This is a genomic window from Mesorhizobium sp. EU05-FHT14A09, assembly GCF_058790995.1.
This window is the reverse complement of sequence record NZ_JBYTDF010000003.1, coordinates 86,886-103,039: the sequence shown is the minus strand read 5'-3', so window position 1 is coordinate 103,039 and position 16,154 is coordinate 86,886. Positions and strand designations below refer to the sequence as shown.

General features: G+C 62.3%; 18 protein-coding genes. 5 read left to right on the top strand and 13 right to left on the bottom strand.

Annotated elements, in window-relative coordinates; all coding sequences use genetic code 11:
- Positions 1-92: 92 nt before the first annotated feature.
- Both AC3WTO_RS12055 and AC3WTO_RS12050 read right to left on the bottom strand, forming a co-directional pair.
- The gene (locus tag AC3WTO_RS12055; RefSeq protein ID WP_492460979.1) at positions 93-1,292 is read right to left on the bottom strand and encodes a GGDEF domain-containing protein; all 1,200 of its coding nucleotides are present in this window, start codon (positions 1,290-1,292) and stop codon (positions 93-95) included.
- Positions 1,293-1,352: 60 nt separating this feature from the next.
- Positions 1,353-1,760 carry an ACT domain-containing protein gene (locus tag AC3WTO_RS12050; RefSeq protein ID WP_492460978.1) on the bottom strand — a complete coding sequence of 136 codons (408 nt, stop codon included), beginning with the start codon at positions 1,758-1,760 and terminating at the stop codon, positions 1,353-1,355.
- Positions 1,761-1,893: 133 nt separating this feature from the next.
- Here AC3WTO_RS12050 and AC3WTO_RS12045 point away from each other — a divergent pair, with 133 nt between their 5' ends.
- From AC3WTO_RS12045 to AC3WTO_RS12035, 3 genes are all read left to right on the top strand, one after another.
- Entirely contained in the window at positions 1,894-2,322 is a 429-nt protein-coding gene (locus tag AC3WTO_RS12045; RefSeq protein ID WP_492460977.1) for a DoxX family protein, read from the top strand.
- A gap of 81 nt (positions 2,323-2,403) precedes the next feature.
- Complete coding sequence (locus AC3WTO_RS12040) at positions 2,404-2,715, top strand: YMGG-like glycine zipper-containing protein (RefSeq protein ID WP_492460976.1); 312 nt, start codon at positions 2,404-2,406, stop codon at positions 2,713-2,715.
- A 136-nt stretch (positions 2,716-2,851) separates the two neighbouring features.
- Positions 2,852-3,757 carry a bestrophin family protein gene (locus AC3WTO_RS12035; RefSeq protein ID WP_492460975.1) on the top strand — a complete coding sequence of 302 codons (906 nt, stop codon included), beginning with the start codon at positions 2,852-2,854 and terminating at the stop codon, positions 3,755-3,757.
- 6 nt (positions 3,758-3,763) lie between these two features.
- Here the strand turns inward: AC3WTO_RS12035 and AC3WTO_RS12030 are convergent, their stop codons facing one another.
- Complete coding sequence (locus tag AC3WTO_RS12030; protein WP_492460974.1) at positions 3,764-6,283, bottom strand: putative bifunctional diguanylate cyclase/phosphodiesterase; 2,520 nt, start codon at positions 6,281-6,283, stop codon at positions 3,764-3,766.
- Between the two features lie 267 nt (positions 6,284-6,550).
- Positions 6,551-7,444 carry a LysR family transcriptional regulator gene (locus AC3WTO_RS12025; RefSeq protein ID WP_492460973.1) on the bottom strand — a complete coding sequence of 298 codons (894 nt, stop codon included), beginning with the start codon at positions 7,442-7,444 and terminating at the stop codon, positions 6,551-6,553.
- A 99-nt stretch (positions 7,445-7,543) separates the two neighbouring features.
- On the opposite strand from AC3WTO_RS12025, the gene AC3WTO_RS12020 reads away from it, so the two are divergent.
- Positions 7,544-7,954, top strand: coding sequence for a cupin domain-containing protein (locus AC3WTO_RS12020; protein ID WP_492460972.1), 411 nt, complete (start codon positions 7,544-7,546; stop codon positions 7,952-7,954).
- A gap of 55 nt (positions 7,955-8,009) precedes the next feature.
- On the opposite strand, the gene rpsP is transcribed toward AC3WTO_RS12020, so the two are convergent.
- From rpsP to AC3WTO_RS11990, 6 genes are all read right to left on the bottom strand, one after another.
- Positions 8,010-8,396: a 30S ribosomal protein S16 gene (rpsP, locus tag AC3WTO_RS12015; protein ID WP_492460971.1), complete on the bottom strand. Its 387-nt coding sequence runs from the start codon at positions 8,394-8,396 to the stop codon at positions 8,010-8,012.
- A 57-nt stretch (positions 8,397-8,453) separates the two neighbouring features.
- A complete protein-coding gene (locus AC3WTO_RS12010; RefSeq protein ID WP_492460970.1) occupies positions 8,454-8,771 on the bottom strand; it encodes a chorismate mutase in 318 nt (105 codons plus the stop codon).
- Positions 8,772-8,778: 7 nt separating this feature from the next.
- Positions 8,779-10,374 carry a signal recognition particle protein gene (ffh, locus tag AC3WTO_RS12005; protein ID WP_492460969.1) on the bottom strand — a complete coding sequence of 532 codons (1,596 nt, stop codon included), beginning with the start codon at positions 10,372-10,374 and terminating at the stop codon, positions 8,779-8,781.
- A gap of 267 nt (positions 10,375-10,641) precedes the next feature.
- Positions 10,642-11,583 carry a CPBP family intramembrane glutamic endopeptidase gene (locus AC3WTO_RS12000; protein WP_492460968.1) on the bottom strand — a complete coding sequence of 314 codons (942 nt, stop codon included), beginning with the start codon at positions 11,581-11,583 and terminating at the stop codon, positions 10,642-10,644.
- A 220-nt stretch (positions 11,584-11,803) separates the two neighbouring features.
- Complete coding sequence (locus tag AC3WTO_RS11995) at positions 11,804-12,394, bottom strand: DUF1236 domain-containing protein (protein ID WP_492460967.1); 591 nt, start codon at positions 12,392-12,394, stop codon at positions 11,804-11,806.
- Between the two features lie 63 nt (positions 12,395-12,457).
- Positions 12,458-12,649, bottom strand: a complete 192-nt coding sequence (locus AC3WTO_RS11990) for a hypothetical protein (RefSeq protein WP_492460966.1) — start codon at positions 12,647-12,649, stop codon at positions 12,458-12,460.
- A 40-nt stretch (positions 12,650-12,689) separates the two neighbouring features.
- On the opposite strand from AC3WTO_RS11990, the gene AC3WTO_RS11985 reads away from it, so the two are divergent.
- Entirely contained in the window at positions 12,690-13,481 is a 792-nt protein-coding gene (locus tag AC3WTO_RS11985) for a lytic murein transglycosylase (RefSeq protein ID WP_492460965.1), read from the top strand.
- 109 nt (positions 13,482-13,590) lie between these two features.
- Here AC3WTO_RS11985 and AC3WTO_RS11980 read toward each other — a convergent pair whose 3' ends face one another.
- The 3 genes from AC3WTO_RS11980 to AC3WTO_RS11970 all read right to left on the bottom strand — a co-directional run bounded on the left by AC3WTO_RS11980 (position 13,591) and on the right by AC3WTO_RS11970 (position 15,786).
- The gene (locus tag AC3WTO_RS11980) at positions 13,591-13,899 is read right to left on the bottom strand and encodes a hypothetical protein (RefSeq protein ID WP_492460964.1); all 309 of its coding nucleotides are present in this window, start codon (positions 13,897-13,899) and stop codon (positions 13,591-13,593) included.
- Positions 13,900-14,032: 133 nt separating this feature from the next.
- Positions 14,033-14,560: a hypothetical protein gene (locus AC3WTO_RS11975; RefSeq protein ID WP_492460963.1), complete on the bottom strand. Its 528-nt coding sequence runs from the start codon at positions 14,558-14,560 to the stop codon at positions 14,033-14,035.
- Positions 14,561-14,562: 2 nt separating this feature from the next.
- Positions 14,563-15,786, bottom strand: a complete 1,224-nt coding sequence (locus AC3WTO_RS11970; protein WP_492460962.1) for an argininosuccinate synthase — start codon at positions 15,784-15,786, stop codon at positions 14,563-14,565.
- Positions 15,787-16,154 lie beyond the last annotated feature (368 nt).

The window sequence follows — 16,154 nt, the reverse complement described above, 5'->3', positions numbered from 1 at the left end:
CCTCGGTTCCGGTCGCATCAAATTGGTCATTTTAGCAAGTGATGATCATAACGCCGCGATACGAAGAACAGGTTAACCGGACGACGACCTCCTCAACTTGCGGCTGGCAGTTCCACGAACGTCGCAGCCGGTTGCCGCTGAAACGAGATGCGGACACTGTCGCGACCGTTCTGCTTGGCCTTGTAGAGCGCCTCATCGGCACGCAGCATCAGTGGGGCGAGTTCCTCGCCGCCGAAGCGGCCGGCAACACCGAAGCTGGCCGTCAGCTTGACGCCGGGTGGCACACCTTCCACCGTCTCCGAGCAGAAGGCCTCGCGCACCGTTTCGGCAAAGAGACGCCCGGCGACAAGGTCTGTCGACGGCATCAGCACCGCGAATTCCTCCCCCCCGACCCGGCCGACGACCGCGCGTGAGCCTGCACTCTGCAGCTTTGTGGCGAACTCGACGATGACCTGGTCGCCGACAGCATGTCCGAAACGGTCGTTCACCGACTTGAAGTGATCGAGATCGGCGAGCACCAGCGTCACTGGCGTACCCATGCGGGTGCAGCGCTCCAGCACGGATGCGGCCTTCTGCTCGAAGCCACGCCGGTTGAGCAGCTTCGATAGCGCATCGGTCTCCGACTCGGCCTGCAGTTCCTTGATGGTGTCGAGCGCAACGGCGGTCAGCAGGGTGAGTGCGATCAGCAGCGAGAAAACCATCACAGAAAGGCTCGTGGTCAGCCAGTAAGGCGAGTGCGTGTATGGCGGAAGTCCAGCGTCGACGCCGCTCAGCAGCGCCACCAGCAGCGGACGAATGAAAAAGTCCGCGGCCCTGACGCCGGCCATCAGGACGATCATGCGGTCAATCACCGAACGACGGTTGGATTGGCGCAGCCGCAACATGGCGACGATGCACAGCGCGCCAAGTCCGTAGTTCACGGAAAACACCCGTCCCGGAAAATAGGGCTGCACAAACAGGAACCACAGCAGCCCGCCCATGCCGGCCGCTATGCACAGAAGCGATGCCAGCAAGGGAACGCGCACGCCCTGGCGGGTCGTGACAGCTGCCACCAGCAGCAGAAGCGCTCCGAAAAACAGGAGATTGGAAATGACCTTCGATACGGCCGGCCCCGCGCCGAAATCGAAAGACTGCAGCATGAAGCCGACGGCCACCGCGAAGTAGCAGATGCTCAGCTGCAGCACGTAACGGTTTTCGCGCCTGAAGGACCACAGCACGAAAAATGCCGTCGACAGAACGATCGACAGCACCGGATTGAGAAGTGATATGAAGAGGTCCTGACTCACCGACACGCCCGAATGTCCCGCCTTCACCTTAGAGCGAAGGGACAAACAACGCGTTAAGTGGGGGTGTCAGCCTTTGTGTGCCTGTGCCAGTTCCTCAAGGATGTGCATGGCGTCTTGCGCACGATCGGCCGGCACGAACAGATGATCGTGGTAGAAGCCGGAAACCGGATTGACCCCCATGCCTGCCGCCGCAAGACGCGGCAGCACCGCGGCCAGAAAGCCGACAGCTTCCAGTGACGAGTGGACGGAAAGCGTGATCATACGGCACGGGAAGGTACCGGAAAGCCCAGCCTGGCTCGCCGCATCCTCATTCACGATGCAGGTCCAGCCTTCTTTCTCGCCAAACACCATCAAAGGCGGAACGCCGTCCGGCAGACTGCGGTCCAGTGGAAGCGAGACAAAGACATACCTGTCCGGTTGCAGTTGCGGACGCATCGAGCCGAGCAATTTCGAGAGGTTGGTTTCGCCGCTCATGTCTATCCTCGCGATTTCGATGACAAAAAATGCGACCCCATGTCGGGTTTGCGACTGCTGGCTCGTCCTAGGCGTAACTTCGCAGGTGGTTGGAGACAATTCCAGACCCCCGAAGCAACTGGAGGGAACAACCATGTCCAACATCTCGCAGATCAACGTGCCGAACCTGGAAACCATCTCGCCGCGCGCTCTGTGGGCCGGCCGCATCATGAGCGGCTTGATCATCCTTTTCATGATCTTTGACGGCGTCATCAAATTGCCGCCGCTCGATATCGTCACCCAGACGATGACCGAAATCGGCTGGCCCGCCGATGTCGGCACCGCGCGCCTTCTCGGCATTATCGGGCTGGTTTCCACAGCGCTCTATGCTTGGCCACGGACATCCGTCCTGGGCGCCATCCTGCTCACCGGTTATTTCGGCGGTGCGATCGCCACCCATGTCAGGATCGGCAATCCGCTGTTTTCGCACACCTTCTTCGGGATCTATCTCGGCCTGCTCTTGTGGGGCGGCCTGTGGCTGCGCGACCGGCGGCTGCGCGCACTGCTGCCGTTCGCAAGCTGAGAGATGCCAACGTTTTGGATCGAATCCAGAACTATGACGTTCAACACAGGCGGGAGGCATATCGCCTCGAAAGGAACGATCATGAAGAATGTGTTGATCCTGGCGGCGGTGCTGCTGCCCCTCGCCGCCTGTTCGCAGACGGAAAAGGGTGCTGCGATCGGCGGACTGGGTGGTGCAGCGGTGGGTGCCGCCGTAGCCGGCAATCCGGTCGAAGGCGCGGTCATCGGCGGCGCCGTCGGCACGGTGGCGGGCGCCCTGATCGGCAATGCCAGCGAACGCGGCAAATGTCGCTATCGTGACCGCTACGGACGCGTCTTCGTTGATCGCTGTCCCGATCGCGGCGGCCGTTATTACAACGACGATCCCGACTATCGCGCTCGCCCCGACTACTGACGCGCAACCGCAAACAGTTTTTGAAGCATCGGCCTCGACGCATCGCGTCGCGACCGTCTGTTGCTAGCAACCGCTTCCCATTCTATGCCCAGAGAATCTGACGGACACATCCAAGCGGGTCAGGAATGGGGTTGTCATGATCGTACGGCCAAAACCGGGGCTCTGGCAGCTCTTCTTCATCATGCGCGGGTCGATCGTACCGCGAATCCTGCCCCAGATCCTTGGGTTTGCCGCTTATGCGGCGGCCGTTGTCGCGCTGGTCAGATATTTCGGCATCGAACTCAGCGGCTTCACCATCGCCCCTTTCGGCCTGCTGGGCGTGACCCTGTCGATTTATCTCGGCTTCCGCAACAACGCCGCCTACGACCGCTGGTGGGAAGCGCGCAAATTATGGGGGCAACTGGTCTACGACGTCCGCAATCTCGCCCGCGCAGCCACCGGCCTGATTTCGGTGCGGGAAGAACAGCGTTTGCTGCTGATGGATCTTCTGGCCTTTTGCCATTTGCTGCGCGGCCAACTGCGCCGGATCGACAGCACCGCCGAGGTGCGCCTTTTCATCGGTGATGCCACGGATAACCTCACCCGCTTCGCCAATCGGCCGGACGAGATGGTGCGGCGCATGGGCAAGCGGGTCGCAACCTTGCGCGAGGGCGGTGCGATCGACAGCATTGGCTACCGTATCCTCGACGAGCGTTTGTCGGCGGTTGCGGCCATGCAGGCCGGTTGCGAACGCATCGCCGGCACACCGCTGCCTTTTGCCTACGCCCTGCTACTGCACAGAACGGCGTACATCGTCTGCCTGCTGTTGCCCTTCGGGCTTGCCGCGTCGGCCGGCTGGGTGACGCCGCTGTTCACGGCGCTGATCGCCTATACCTTCTTCGGGCTCGATGCCTTGTCGGAAGAACTGGAAGATCCTTTCGGCACGGAGGCCAACGACCTTGCGCTCGATGCGCTCTGCCGGGTCTGCGAGGTCTCCGTGTTCGAAGCGCTCGGCGAACCGGCGCCCGCGATGCTGGAGGCTGAGAACTTCTTCTACTCCTGACGCCCCCTAGGCGACCTTGCTGTCGTCGCTTCGGTAGCTGTCGATGATGCGCGAGGCGCCCTCACTGTCGACCGGCGGACTGAACAGGAAGCCCTGGATCTCGCCGCAGCGTTCCTGCCTCAGCAGCTCAAGCTGCGCTCCGGTCTCGACCCCTTCCGCGGTGGTGTCGATGCCGAGATTGGTGCCCAGACCAATGATGGCCCTGACGATCGCCATGGATTCGCGACTGGAGCCTATGTCGCGGATGAAGGAGCGGTCGATCTTCAGCCGGCTGAACGGGAAGCGTCTGAGATAGCTCATGCTGGAATAGCCGGTGCCGAAGTCGTCGAGCGCGATACGCACGCCGACATCCTTGAGCCGCTCCAGCAAGGCCAGGTTGGCCCCGGTATCGGCAAGCAGCACGGATTCGGTGATTTCGATCTCCAGGCGCGCAGGGTCGAGGCCGGATGCGGCGAGTGCCTGACTGACAGTCTCCGCGAAGCGCCCCTGGCGAAATTGTACCGCCGAGGCATTGACCGCGATGATGAGGTCCTGCGGCCAGGTGGCCGCGCGCCGACAGGCCTCTTCGAGCACCCATCTGCCAATGGCGTCGATCATGCCGGTCTCTTCGGCCAGCGGGATGAATTCCGCCGGAGACACCATGCCACGTCTCGGGTTGCGCCAGCGCACCAGTGCCTCGAAGCCACGCAGGCCACCGCTGCGCAGGGAGATGATCGGCTGGTAGTGCAACTCCAGTTCGCGGTCGAAATCCGCGGCGCGCAGCTCGAGCTCCAGCTCGCGGCGCTCCCGCATTTCGGCATCCATCTCCGGTTCGAAGAAATGGAATGTGCCCTTGCCTTCCCGCTTCGAGCGGTAGAGCGCCAGGTCGGCGCATTTCAGCAGTGTGCCGGCCTCGCGCGCATCGACAGGAGCGATGGCGGCGCCAAGGCTGGCGCCGATCGACAGCTTGTGCCCTTCATAGCCATGCGGCTGGGCGATCGCCTGGATGATCCGCCCGGCCAGCAGTTGGACATCGTCCCGGCTCAGCGCGCCGCGCAGCAGAACCGCGAACTCGTCACCACCGAGACGCGCCACGAGATCGGTGCGACGCAGCAGCCGGCGGATCCTGTCCGCCGTCTCGATCAGCAGGGAATCGCCCGCTGCATGCCCCAGCGTGTCGTTGACCGCCTTGAAGTCGTCGAGGTCGATCAGGACCAGCGCGAAGGGCTGGTGACCAGCGACCGCCGTCGCCACGGCTTCCTCGATTTCCTGCGAGAAGGTGGTGCGGTTGCCGACGCCGGTCAGCGGATCGTGATGGGCGAGGAAGGAGATGCGTTCTTCCGCTCGCTTGCGTTCCGTCACGTCGACGATGGTCGACAGCGTTGCAGCCTGCCCGCCAACGGTTATGGCGCGTGTGTATTCGATGACGTCCAGCTCGGCTCCGGATACCGTGCGATGGCGCGCGAAGCGCTCGCCCGAGGAACCGACGCGCGCGGCGGAATTCGGCTCGAGATTGCGGATGTCCAGGGCCAGGAACGCTGCGCGATCGTGCCCATAGAGATGAAGGGCCGCGGCATTCACGTTGAGAAACTCGCCGGTTGCGAGATGGCGCACATACATCGGCACCGGATTGTCGTCGAACAGCGAGCGAAACAGAACCTCGCGGTTGCGGATGTCGCGCACGTCGGTCAGCGTCACGGCAAGAAGGCCATCGGTCTCGGCGACCCCGACCTGCAAAGAGATGGCTTCGCCTGCGAGTTCGTATTCGAGTTCGAGCGACGGCGCCGCGGCCCCCTGGGCTCGGTCGCGGCAACGCTCCAGCAGGCGCGCCAGGCATTCTGCGGCGCGCACCTCGGACAGCAGACGCAGACGCATGTTTTCCGCCGGCGCGCCGAGCATCCTGGCAGCGGCATTGTTTATGCTAAGAACCTGATAGTCGCGGGGCGCGGTGCCGACGCCTTCCAGCGGACTCAACGCCAGAATGCCCTCTTCGGTCGAGTTGATGAGCAGGCGGGCGAGATCGACCTGGCTTTTGCGCGGTCTGGCGAAGATCAGGAAATATTCACCTGGCCAGCGACAGGACAATGGCAGCGCCAGCACCTCCATCGTCGACACCATGCCGTCTATGATCGACCGGCACAGCGTAAGGTAAGGGCGCGCAGCCAGACGGGAGAGATCGATGGCGTCGTTCACGGCACGCCGGACGGCAAAAGGCAGCGCGGAAAGGGAGACTGAAGCTTCCGCGATATCGGCAAGGCCGCAGAAGCGGGTGCCGGCGCGCAGGATAAAACCCTCATGGCCCTCCGAGAGCCGTATCACCGCCAGCTCGTCGGCAAAACGGCCGACGCTGCCCAGTGCAAGTTCCTCATAGGGTGGGAGGACACCGTCGATGTAAGCTGCCTGCCAGCGGCGCAGCATCAATCGGACATCCTCGAATTCGGTATCGATCCAGAATGCGCGCTCAGCCTGGCCCGGCGGATTGGGCTCGAGAGGCCGCTGCTGCCTCGCAAGTTCATCCAGTTCCTTGATCCGCACTGCGATCGACATCTTTCCAGCCCGCCATTGCCGCAACGCTTCCACGGCCCGGCTTCCATCAGGCTTCACGGCAGAGTCGCATCGATTTTCATGCCGAAAGGTATCGGCCAGGCATCACGGCATCATGCCTCGCGCAACATCGTCGGATCGCGCGCCATGCCGGCACGTTAGCGGCGGCTTACTTACTTCTTGCTTAAGCCGAGCGTCATATAGCCGTCATACTTCGAAGGGCCGAAACGCGCGTCCGCGCCGGTCTTTCAGCCATGAGACAGGACGGCCTCACCCCATCAGGATCGGCCGGATGAGGTCGAGATGACGGAAGGTGAAATCAAAGAAGCTGCTGATACGCGGCGTATGACGCAGATCCACCCGGGTCAGGAGATACCAGCCGCGCGTCAGATCCTGGACAGGCGGGATAACCTGGACCAGATCGTTGTCCATCCCCGCGATGGTGGTGGGCAGCGGCGCGATACCGATACCCGATTTCACGGCATGCAGCACGCCAAGCACACTGTTGTTGCGCGCTGCGATCCTGGCAGCGGGTGCGACCGCCGCCAGCCATTTCGCAGCGCGATGACCGGCGAGCATTCCGTCGAAGCCGACGAGCGCGTGATGACCGAGATCGTCGATCCGTTCCGGCCGGCCATGATGCTGGAGATAGCTTTTGCTGGCGTAGACCGCCCATATCGAATCGGCAATCTTGCGCCCTATCAGCCTCTCGTCGTCCGGTTCGCCTGAACGCAACGCCACATCCGCCTCGCCCTTTCCGAGGTCGAGATAGCGGTCGCTCATCACGAATTCGATTTTCAGACCTGGATGGTTTTCGTGGAAAAGGTCGAGATAGGGCGACCCGACCAGGCGCGATACCAGCGGTTCAGGACAGGTCAGGCGAATGATCCCGACAAGCTCATCGCCATAGGCCCGGATCTGGTTCTGCAGAAGTGAGACTGCTTCATCCACGCGCTCGGCCGCCGGGAGCAACGTCTCGCCAAGTCCGGTCAGCCTGTAGCCTGTCGCGTGGCGCACCACGAGCGCGAAACCGATGCGGCGTTCGAGTTCGACGAGCCGCCGGTGAACCGTGGACTGGTTGACGCCCAGGACCCGGGCAGCCGCCAGCGTGCTGCCCTCACGCGCGACGGCAAGCAGGTAGCGCAGGTCGTTCCAGTCGAACATCCCGAAGTTATGCGCTTCTGCCCGGCAGCTCTGCAAGCTTGCGGCTGCCGCAAATCCCGCCTCCGCACTAGCCTTCATTCGGCAGGGATGGAGGAAGCGATGCATAAGACAATGGCAACCAGAGACGCCATCGCCGGCATGACCGTCGGCATCATCACCTCGGCACAAGCCTCGGGCACCGCGAAACTCTCGGTCTTATGCCGCGAGACGGCGACCGGCATGCCGCAGGAGGAGATCCAGGAAATACGGGTTCTTCTGGCCAGGCTCGATCCGGGCGACTGCACGCCGCGCCACAGCCATCGCCACCCGGTCACGGTCTACATGCTGGAAGGCACGTTCACGCTCGAACTCGATGGCCGGACGCCGGTGGACGTGAAGGCAGGCGACGTCTTCATAGAGCCGGCGCATGTCGCCATGACCGGCCGCAACCTGAGTGGCGATACGCCCGCGCGCATGGTGATCTTCTACGCCAGCAGGCCGGACACTCCGTTTGCCGATCCTATGGCGTGAACGCAAAACGGCGGGCCTTGCGACCCGCCGTTTCTCTCCGCAAAAGCGGAATTGCTTATTCGCTGGCTTCAGCCGGAGCGGCAGCAGCAGCCACGGCAGCGGCCGCGTCTTCCTGGGCCTTCTTCAGCAGGGCGGCGCGTTCCTGCGCCTTCTTGCCCGGCTCAGCCTTGTTCGGGTTGTTGCGGGCTTCGCGCTTGGCGATGCCTGCCTCGTCGAAGAAGCGCAGCACGCGATCGGTCGGCTGTGCGCCGTTGCCCAGCCAATGCTTGGCGCGGTCGGCATCGATCTTGATGCGCTCGCCGTCCTTGGGCAGCAGCGGGTTCCAGGCGCCGATCGCTTCAATGAAGCGGCCGTCGCGCGGCGAGCGCGCGTCGGCGACGACGATGTGGTAGTAAGGACGCTTCTTCGAGCCCGCACGGGCCAGTCTGATCTTCAGTGCCATTTTGTTTCTCCTAAAGCTCTGATTCTCGTTGATCGGGTTACGGCCGGGTTCGGCCGGTCATGCTTGCGCCGTTTCCGCGGCGATCTGCTCGTGATGGCGGATCACTTCGCGGATGACGAAGTTCAGGAATTTCTCTGCGAAGTCGGGATCGAGCTGCGCTTCCTTGGCAAGCCGGCGCAGTCGCTCGATCTGCTCGGTCTCGCGCTTCGGATCGGCCGGCGGCAGGCCATGCGTGGCTTTCAGCACGCCAACCGCCTTGGTGCAGCGGAAGCGCTCCGCCAGCATATGGACGAGCGCGGCGTCGATGTTGTCGATCGAGGCGCGGTAGCCGGCAAGCTGGGCGCGTGCGCCTTCCATTGTCTTTTCGTCGCTCATTGCCGCCTCACTTCTTCTTGCCAAGGCCGGGCAGGCCACCCGGGCCGCCCAGGCCCGGGAGCTTCAGGCCACCGGGCAGGCCAGGCAGACCACCGCCGCCCAGGCCGGGAAACCCTCCTGGCATTCCGCCAGGCAGGCCTTTGCCGAGACCAGCGGCTTCCGCCTGCTTCTGCAGGGCTTCGATCTGCTTGGGATCCATCTTGGAAAGATCGGGCATGCCGCCCATGCCTGGCATCATGCCGCCGAGGCCCATCTTGTTGGCGAGGCCGCCCATCAGGCCGCGCATCATGCCGCCGCCCTTACCCTTGCCGCCCATCGCCTTCATCATGTCGGCCATGCCGCGATGCATCTTCAGCAGCTTGTTGATCTCAGCGGCATCGGTGCCCGAACCGGCGGCAATGCGCTTCTTGCGGCTGTGCTTGAGAAGGTCCGGATTGGCGCGTTCAGCCTTGGTCATCGACGAGATGATGGCGAGCTGGCGGCCGAACATCTTGTCGTCGAGGCCAGCGGACGCCATCTGGTCCTTCATCTTGCCCATGCCGGGCATCAGGCCCATGATGCCGCCCATGCCGCCCATCTTCTGCATCTGGCCGAGCTGATCGGCGAGGTCGTTCAGGTCGAACTTGCCGGACTGCATCTTCTTGGCCATCGCCGCGGCCTTTTCCGCGTCGATGGTTTCGGCGGCCTTCTCGACCAGCGAGACGATATCGCCCATGCCGAGGATACGATCGGCGATGCGCTTGGGATGGAATTCCTCCAGCCCATCCATCTTTTCGCCGGTGCCGATGAGCTTGATCGGCTTGCCGGTGACGGCACGCATCGAAAGCGCGGCACCGCCGCGGCCGTCGCCGTCCATGCGGGTCAGCACCAGGCCGGTGATGCCGACGCGATCGTCGAAATTCTTGGCGAGGTTGACGGCGTCCTGACCGGTCAGCGAGTCGGCCACCAGCAGGATTTCATGCGGGGTCGAGGCCTTCTTGATGTCGGCCATCTCGACCATCAGCGGCTCGTCGATATGCGTGCGGCCGGCGGTGTCGAGGATGACGACGTCGTGGCCGCCCAGCTTGGCCGCCTGCACGGCGCGCTTGGCGATATCGACCGGCGTCTGCCCGGCGATGATCGGCAGCGTCGCCACCTTGGTCTGCTCGCCGAGTTGCCGCAACTGCTCCTGCGCAGCCGGGCGGCGCGTATCGAGCGAGGCCATGAGCACTTTCTTGCCCTGGCGCTCGGTCAGCCGCTTGGCGATCTTGGCGCTGGTTGTCGTTTTACCGGAGCCCTGCAGGCCGACCATCATGACGACGACCGGAGCCGGCGCATTGAGATCGATGGCGACACCTTCGGCGCCCAGCATGTCGACCAGTTCGTCGTGCACGATCTTGACGACCATCTGGCCGGGCTTGATCGCCTTCAGAACCGCCGCACCGACCGCCTTCTCGCGCACCTTGTCGGTGAACGAGCGCACGACTTCCAGCGCGACGTCAGCCTCCAGCAGCGCACGGCGCACTTCGCGCAGCGCAGCCGAGACATCTGCCTCCGACAACGCGCCACGGCCGGTGAGGCCGTTCAGAATTGAGCCTAGTCGCTCTTGCAGCGATTCGAACATGCTTCTTCCTTCGATCCCGGGTGGTCGGACCCGAGAGGTAATACGTCCGTCCCGATCATCCAAGCAAAAGCCCAAAACCAAAAAGCACCCGGGGGCGCTCAGCGCTGCCGGGTGTTGGCCTCCGGGATCATTCTGCAGCGCATCATGCGGCGCTCGCCACGTCCCGGTCGGCTTTCGCGAAAACGTTCGTCGCGGAAGTTGCCGGCCTTTGACAGGAAAAATGGCCGGGAGTCAAGGGAAACGCCGGAAATCCGGCTTTTCGATCATTCAACCAGGATCGCGCGTCACCCGGAGCAGGGAACGCGGATGCAGCAGAAGCAGCGCCGTCAGCAGGCTGGACACGATGCCAATGCCTGCGATCAGGGCGATGTCGATGCCAGCCCAGCCCGGTCCTTCCAGCGATCGCGCCTCGAACAGCGCGAAACTGGAAAGATTGGCCTGATGCGAAATCAGCAGGAAACCGAACAGGTTGTTGCCGAGATGCGCACCGAAGGCAGCGCCCAGATTGCCCGTCACGTAGACGAGCATCATCAGGACCGCCGCAAAGGCACCGATGGTGATGAGCCCGGCGGCATTCATCGCCGGCGCGTAGCCTCCACTCCAGTGCAGCGCGGTGAAGACGAGCGTCGGCAGCAGTGCCCACACCAAGGGACTGCGGAAACGCCCGGCCAAGCCGCGTGGCAGGTAGCCGCGAAACAGCAGCTCCTCCGCGGAAGTCTGCACGAAAGTCAGCAACGCCACCGGCACCAGTGCGATCAACCAGACGGAAAGACCAATCGAACCGCGCCGGATGACGGGATCGAGCGCATACAGCAGCACCTCGGAAGCGATCGAAGTGAGAATGACGGCAACAAACCCCTTGAGGAAATCGGATCGGGAAATGCGACGGCTGTTGCCGAAAAGCGCCGATAGAGGCTCGCGATGGATCCATCGCATCACCAGCCACGCACCGCCCCAGATACCGCAGAACGTGAGAAGCGCTGTCAGAACACCGATGGGTGAAGCCAGGAAAGCCTCCATCCCATAACCGGCCGGCCGTAACGAGACGGGCACGAGCGCGACGAAACCCCAGCCAATCCGCACCACCGCAAAGGTCGCAAGCGTCCAGGCCAGCACGATGATGACTGTCCCGAGCAACAGACGCAGCAGAGTCATCTTGCCGCTCTGGCTCGCACGATAGCGCTCGAAGGCTGTTGGCTCGGTGGTCATGCAGGTTCTTCTCGATCAACCCGCATGCTGAAGCGGGCATCGCCATGACTAGGCGATGCCCGGAACCCTCGCAATCACACCGCAAGGAATTGGGTTAATTCGCTGGATGGCCCGCCTGCATCGCGATGTCCTCAAGCGTTCCGCCTCTCGCGGGAACGCCCCAATCCTTTGCCTCACGCAATTCCGGACGCACGAACGCTGCGCACCGTTGCTGGCTGTCCTAGTCACCGACATAGACGATATGCCGGGACGACGGGCTGACGATGACCGGTTCGCCGTTCACATAGGCATAACGATAGTCGTAGCCCGGAACTTCGCGCAGCACGACCGTATCGGGCAGCGAACCGCCGGTCCGAATTTCGTCCTCTACATAAATCGGATCGACTGCATTCGTCCTGACATAGCTGCGAACTTCCATCGGCGGTATCGACGCCTCGTCGGCCTGGATGATTGCACCGGTCGACAGCTCGTCTTCCTCGGCAACAGCCGGTGTCTCGATCACGGTCACCCCGGAATCGAGAGGCCGCTCTGCCAGGATCACGCGCCTCCCGGAGAATTCGCTGGTCACATAGTCCGAATTGACCCAGGCACGATTGCCGACATCGCCGACGGCGCACCATTTCGATCCTTGTAGGCAACCATCCAGCACCGCGGTCTGGCCTGCCGCCAGGACACCGACCACAGGATAGCCCGAACCAGGCCCGGCCCGCATGTTGAGGTCTCTGTCGGCCGATACGAGCGTATCCGCCCAGGCCGAGCCCGACAGGGCAACCAGTGTTCCCGCGATCGCGGACAACAGCAATGTCCTCATTGTCTCGCTCCTCTTGTTAACGTCCCTCGCTGCGGAAACGTCCGCGTCACCCCGCCGTTCCCGTTAAAGTTTTGCCGGATGCTCACGCTTTGTTCCGGCTTGTCGTTGCAGGTGAGCCGCAGGCACCGCCAGATCGACGCTCCAATCGGGCAAAATCCGCAAAAAAAGCTTGATTGGAGCGGGGTTCTGGCTTTTTAGCCGGAACACGGCGGGCGCCTGGCAAACGTCGATGACAAGTTCGATGTTCGCTGGCAAATTCGCCTCGCGAGGTGATTCAGGCAACCAGGAGATGAGAATGGCATTGCATGCCAAGGGAAAGGTTTTCGCGGCCGCGGCGGCGCTTTTGCTGCTGACGGGCGCCACCCAGGCCGCCGAATGCGGCAAGTCTGGCGCTGGGTTCGACCAGTGGAAAGTGGAATTCGCCCAGGAAGCGCAGGCTGCCGGCGTCAAGAGCCGCGGCCTTGCGGCACTGGAAGGTGCAACATACGCCACGGCGACCATCCGGGCTGACCGGGCGGTCAAGAAGGCTTTCAGCGGCTCTGTCGAAGATTTCATGAAGCGCAGGGGCGCTGCGACGATCATTTCGCGCGGCAAGTCCATGAAGAAGGCGAACGCGGCCCTCTTCAACAGGATTGAGAGCACCTATGGCGTGACACCCGGCGTGCTGCTCGCCATCTGGGGCATGGAAACCGGTTTCGGCGCTGCCATGGGCAAGCAGAACACCGTCTCCGCCATTGTGACCCTCGCCTATGACTGCCGCCGGCCCGAGTTCTTCTACCCCCATGCCATCGCGGCTCTCAAGCTCGTCGATCGCGGCGCGCTGACGGCCAGCTCGGTGGGCGCGATGCATGGCGAGATCGGCCATACCCAGTTCCTGCCTGGGAACGTCCTGAAATATGGCGTCGGCGGCGCGAACCTGCGCGACAAGGAAACCGCGCTCGCTTCCACCGCCAATTTCCTCAAGGGCCACGGCTGGCAGGCTGGCGTCGGCGCCGAGGGCAACATGGGGGCTATCGCTGGCTGGAACTCCGCCAGCGTCTATCAGCAGGCAATCGCCCGCATCGCCACGGCCATCGACAACGATTGATGGGAGACGGCTTTGGGCCTGAAGCGTCTCCGTGCTTCACGGAGACGCTCTAACTCCTTCAGGCCGTTCAGACGGAAATTGCGAGGATCGCCGGCCCGGCGATCCTCGACTACCGTCCTTTGATGACCTTCCAGATTTCGGTGGCCCGGCTCTCCTGGAGCCGGTTGATGTCGGAAAATGTAATCCGACCGCTGGCAACAGCTTTGACCAGGCGCTGACAAAAAAGCGCAGGCGCACGCTCTTTCGAAACCCCCATGAAAGTTCTCAACTCTTCCTTCAGGGAGAGAGGAAACAGGGCGTAATCCTTTACGCACTGCTCGATGCCAGCCTTTATGTTTGGCTTGCCGTCGGCTTCAGCCATGCGAGCACCGGCAAGCAAAACGACCGTTGCGAGCAACGCAGCGAGATAATTCTTCATCAAGGCCCCCTCAGCCAAATGATGCAAATGCAGGCGCAGCAAACTTCAAGCTGTAGCGATGCCTTAGCTTGGCCTATCATTGTACAAGACTTCAAGAAGCAATCAGACCGCCAGCATAGCATCACCGGATGCGCTACTTGATGTCGATCGTGTAGGAACATCCCGCCAACACTTTGCCTGGATGCGTCTCGACCGTGGAAACGTTGAGGCTGATGCGCGTGGCAAACGTCACGCCTTCGGACGTCTCGGTGTTCTCCGAAACGACCTTTTCTCCGAGGAATTTTTGCGGGTTGGAAATCATCGGCTCTACGCCGAGCTTCTTCGCCAGATCGGCCGCATCGGTACCATCCAGCACGGCCATCGGACCGCTGGACGTGAAAACCAGCGTTTTCGTTTCCATGCCGAAGGCGGCAAACGGCTTTTCCAGCTCATATTGCGACAGAAAGGGATTGCCGCTCTCGACCTTGCGCCAACCCAGCTTTCCGGCCGCGTCACCTTCGCCCGCAAGCCACAAGGCGAGACCGTTGTAGGTCGGCACATCGACGCGGCATTCGACCAGCGCGGGCAGATCCAGTGCAGCTGGATCAAAATCCTGGGTAGCAGCGGGTTGAACCGCCGCCAGCAGCACAATACCGGCGGCAGAGCAAAAGGGCTTACGCACGATCAGCCGCGTTTGTTGCGGGCGGCGAGTGTGCGCAGGCGCAGCGCATTCAGCTTGATGAAACCGGCTGCGTCCTTCTGGTCGTAGGCACCCTGATCGTCCTCGAAGGTTACCAGCTTGTCGGAGTAGAGCGATTTCGGGCTCTCGCGGCCAGTGACCATAACATTGCCCTTGTAGAGCTTCAGCGTCACCTCGCCCTCGACATCCTTCTGGCTGAGGTCGATCGCGGCCTGCAGCATCTGCCGCTCCGGCGAGAACCAGAAGCCGTAGTATATCAGCTCAGCATAACGCGGCATCAGCTCATCCTTGAGGTGAGCCGCACCGCGATCGAGCGTGATGCTCTCGATCGCACGGTGCGCGGCAAGCAGGATCGTGCCGCCAGGCGTCTCGTAGACGCCGCGCGACTTCATGCCGACGAAGCGGTTCTCGACCAGGTCGAGACGGCCGATGCCGTTGTCGCGGCCGTAGTCGTTGAGCTTGGCAAGCAGCGTCGCCGGCGACAAACGCTCGCCATTGATCGAAACCGCATCGCCCTTCTCGAAACCGATCTTGATGATCGTCGCCTTGTCCGGGGCGGCTTCCGGCGAGATCGTGCGCATATGCACATATTCAGGCGCTTCGACCGATGGATCTTCCAGCACCTTTCCTTCCGAAGAGGAGTGCAGCAGGTTCGCGTCGACCGAGAATGGCGCCTCGCCCTTCTTGTCCTTGGCAACCGGGATCTGGTGCTGCTCGGCGAATTCCAGCAGGTGCGTGCGGCTCTTGAACGACCAGTCACGCCATGGCGCGATGATCTTGATGTCGGGGTTCAGCGCATAGGCGGAGAGTTCGAAACGCACCTGGTCGTTGCCCTTGCCGGTCGCGCCATGCGCGATGGCATCGGCTCCGGTCTTTTCGGCGATCTCGATCAGGTGCTTTGAGATCAGCGGTCGGGCGATCGACGTGCCGAGCAGATAGACACCTTCATAGACCGCGTTGGCGCGGAACATCGGGAAGACGAAGTCGCGCACGAATTCCTCGCGCACGTCCTCGATGAAGATCTCCTTGATGCCGAGCATCTCGGCCTTGCGGCGCGCCGGCTCCAGTTCTTCGCCCTGGCCAAGGTCGGCGGTAAAGGTCACGACTTCCGCGCCGAGTTCGGTCTGCAGCCACTTCAGGATGATCGAGGTATCGAGACCACCCGAATAGGCGAGCACAACCTTCTTCACGTCTTTGAACTTGGACATATCGGAGGACAACCTTCCTGCATTTGGCCAGAACCGCTTTTCGGCGCCACTATTAGAGCAATTCCGGGAAAAGTGTGTAGCGGTTTTCCGTCCGGAATTGCGTAAAAACAAAAGACTAGAGCGTTTCCGCGTTTCCGTGAAAAACGGAAACGCTCTAATGCGGTTCCCATCCCGAGGGAAGCGGCCAACTGCGCCAAATTGTTTGGCAGCAAAGATGTTGAGCCGGGCATCCGCCCAACATTAGGGGCGGCTGATGAAAACACTTAATTGACCGTACCGCTCAACTCCACAGGCAACTCCCCTCAAATACCAGTGGGTTAAAGCTGCCTTCACGATTCAACCGCTAGTCGGTCTCAATTCTCTCGATC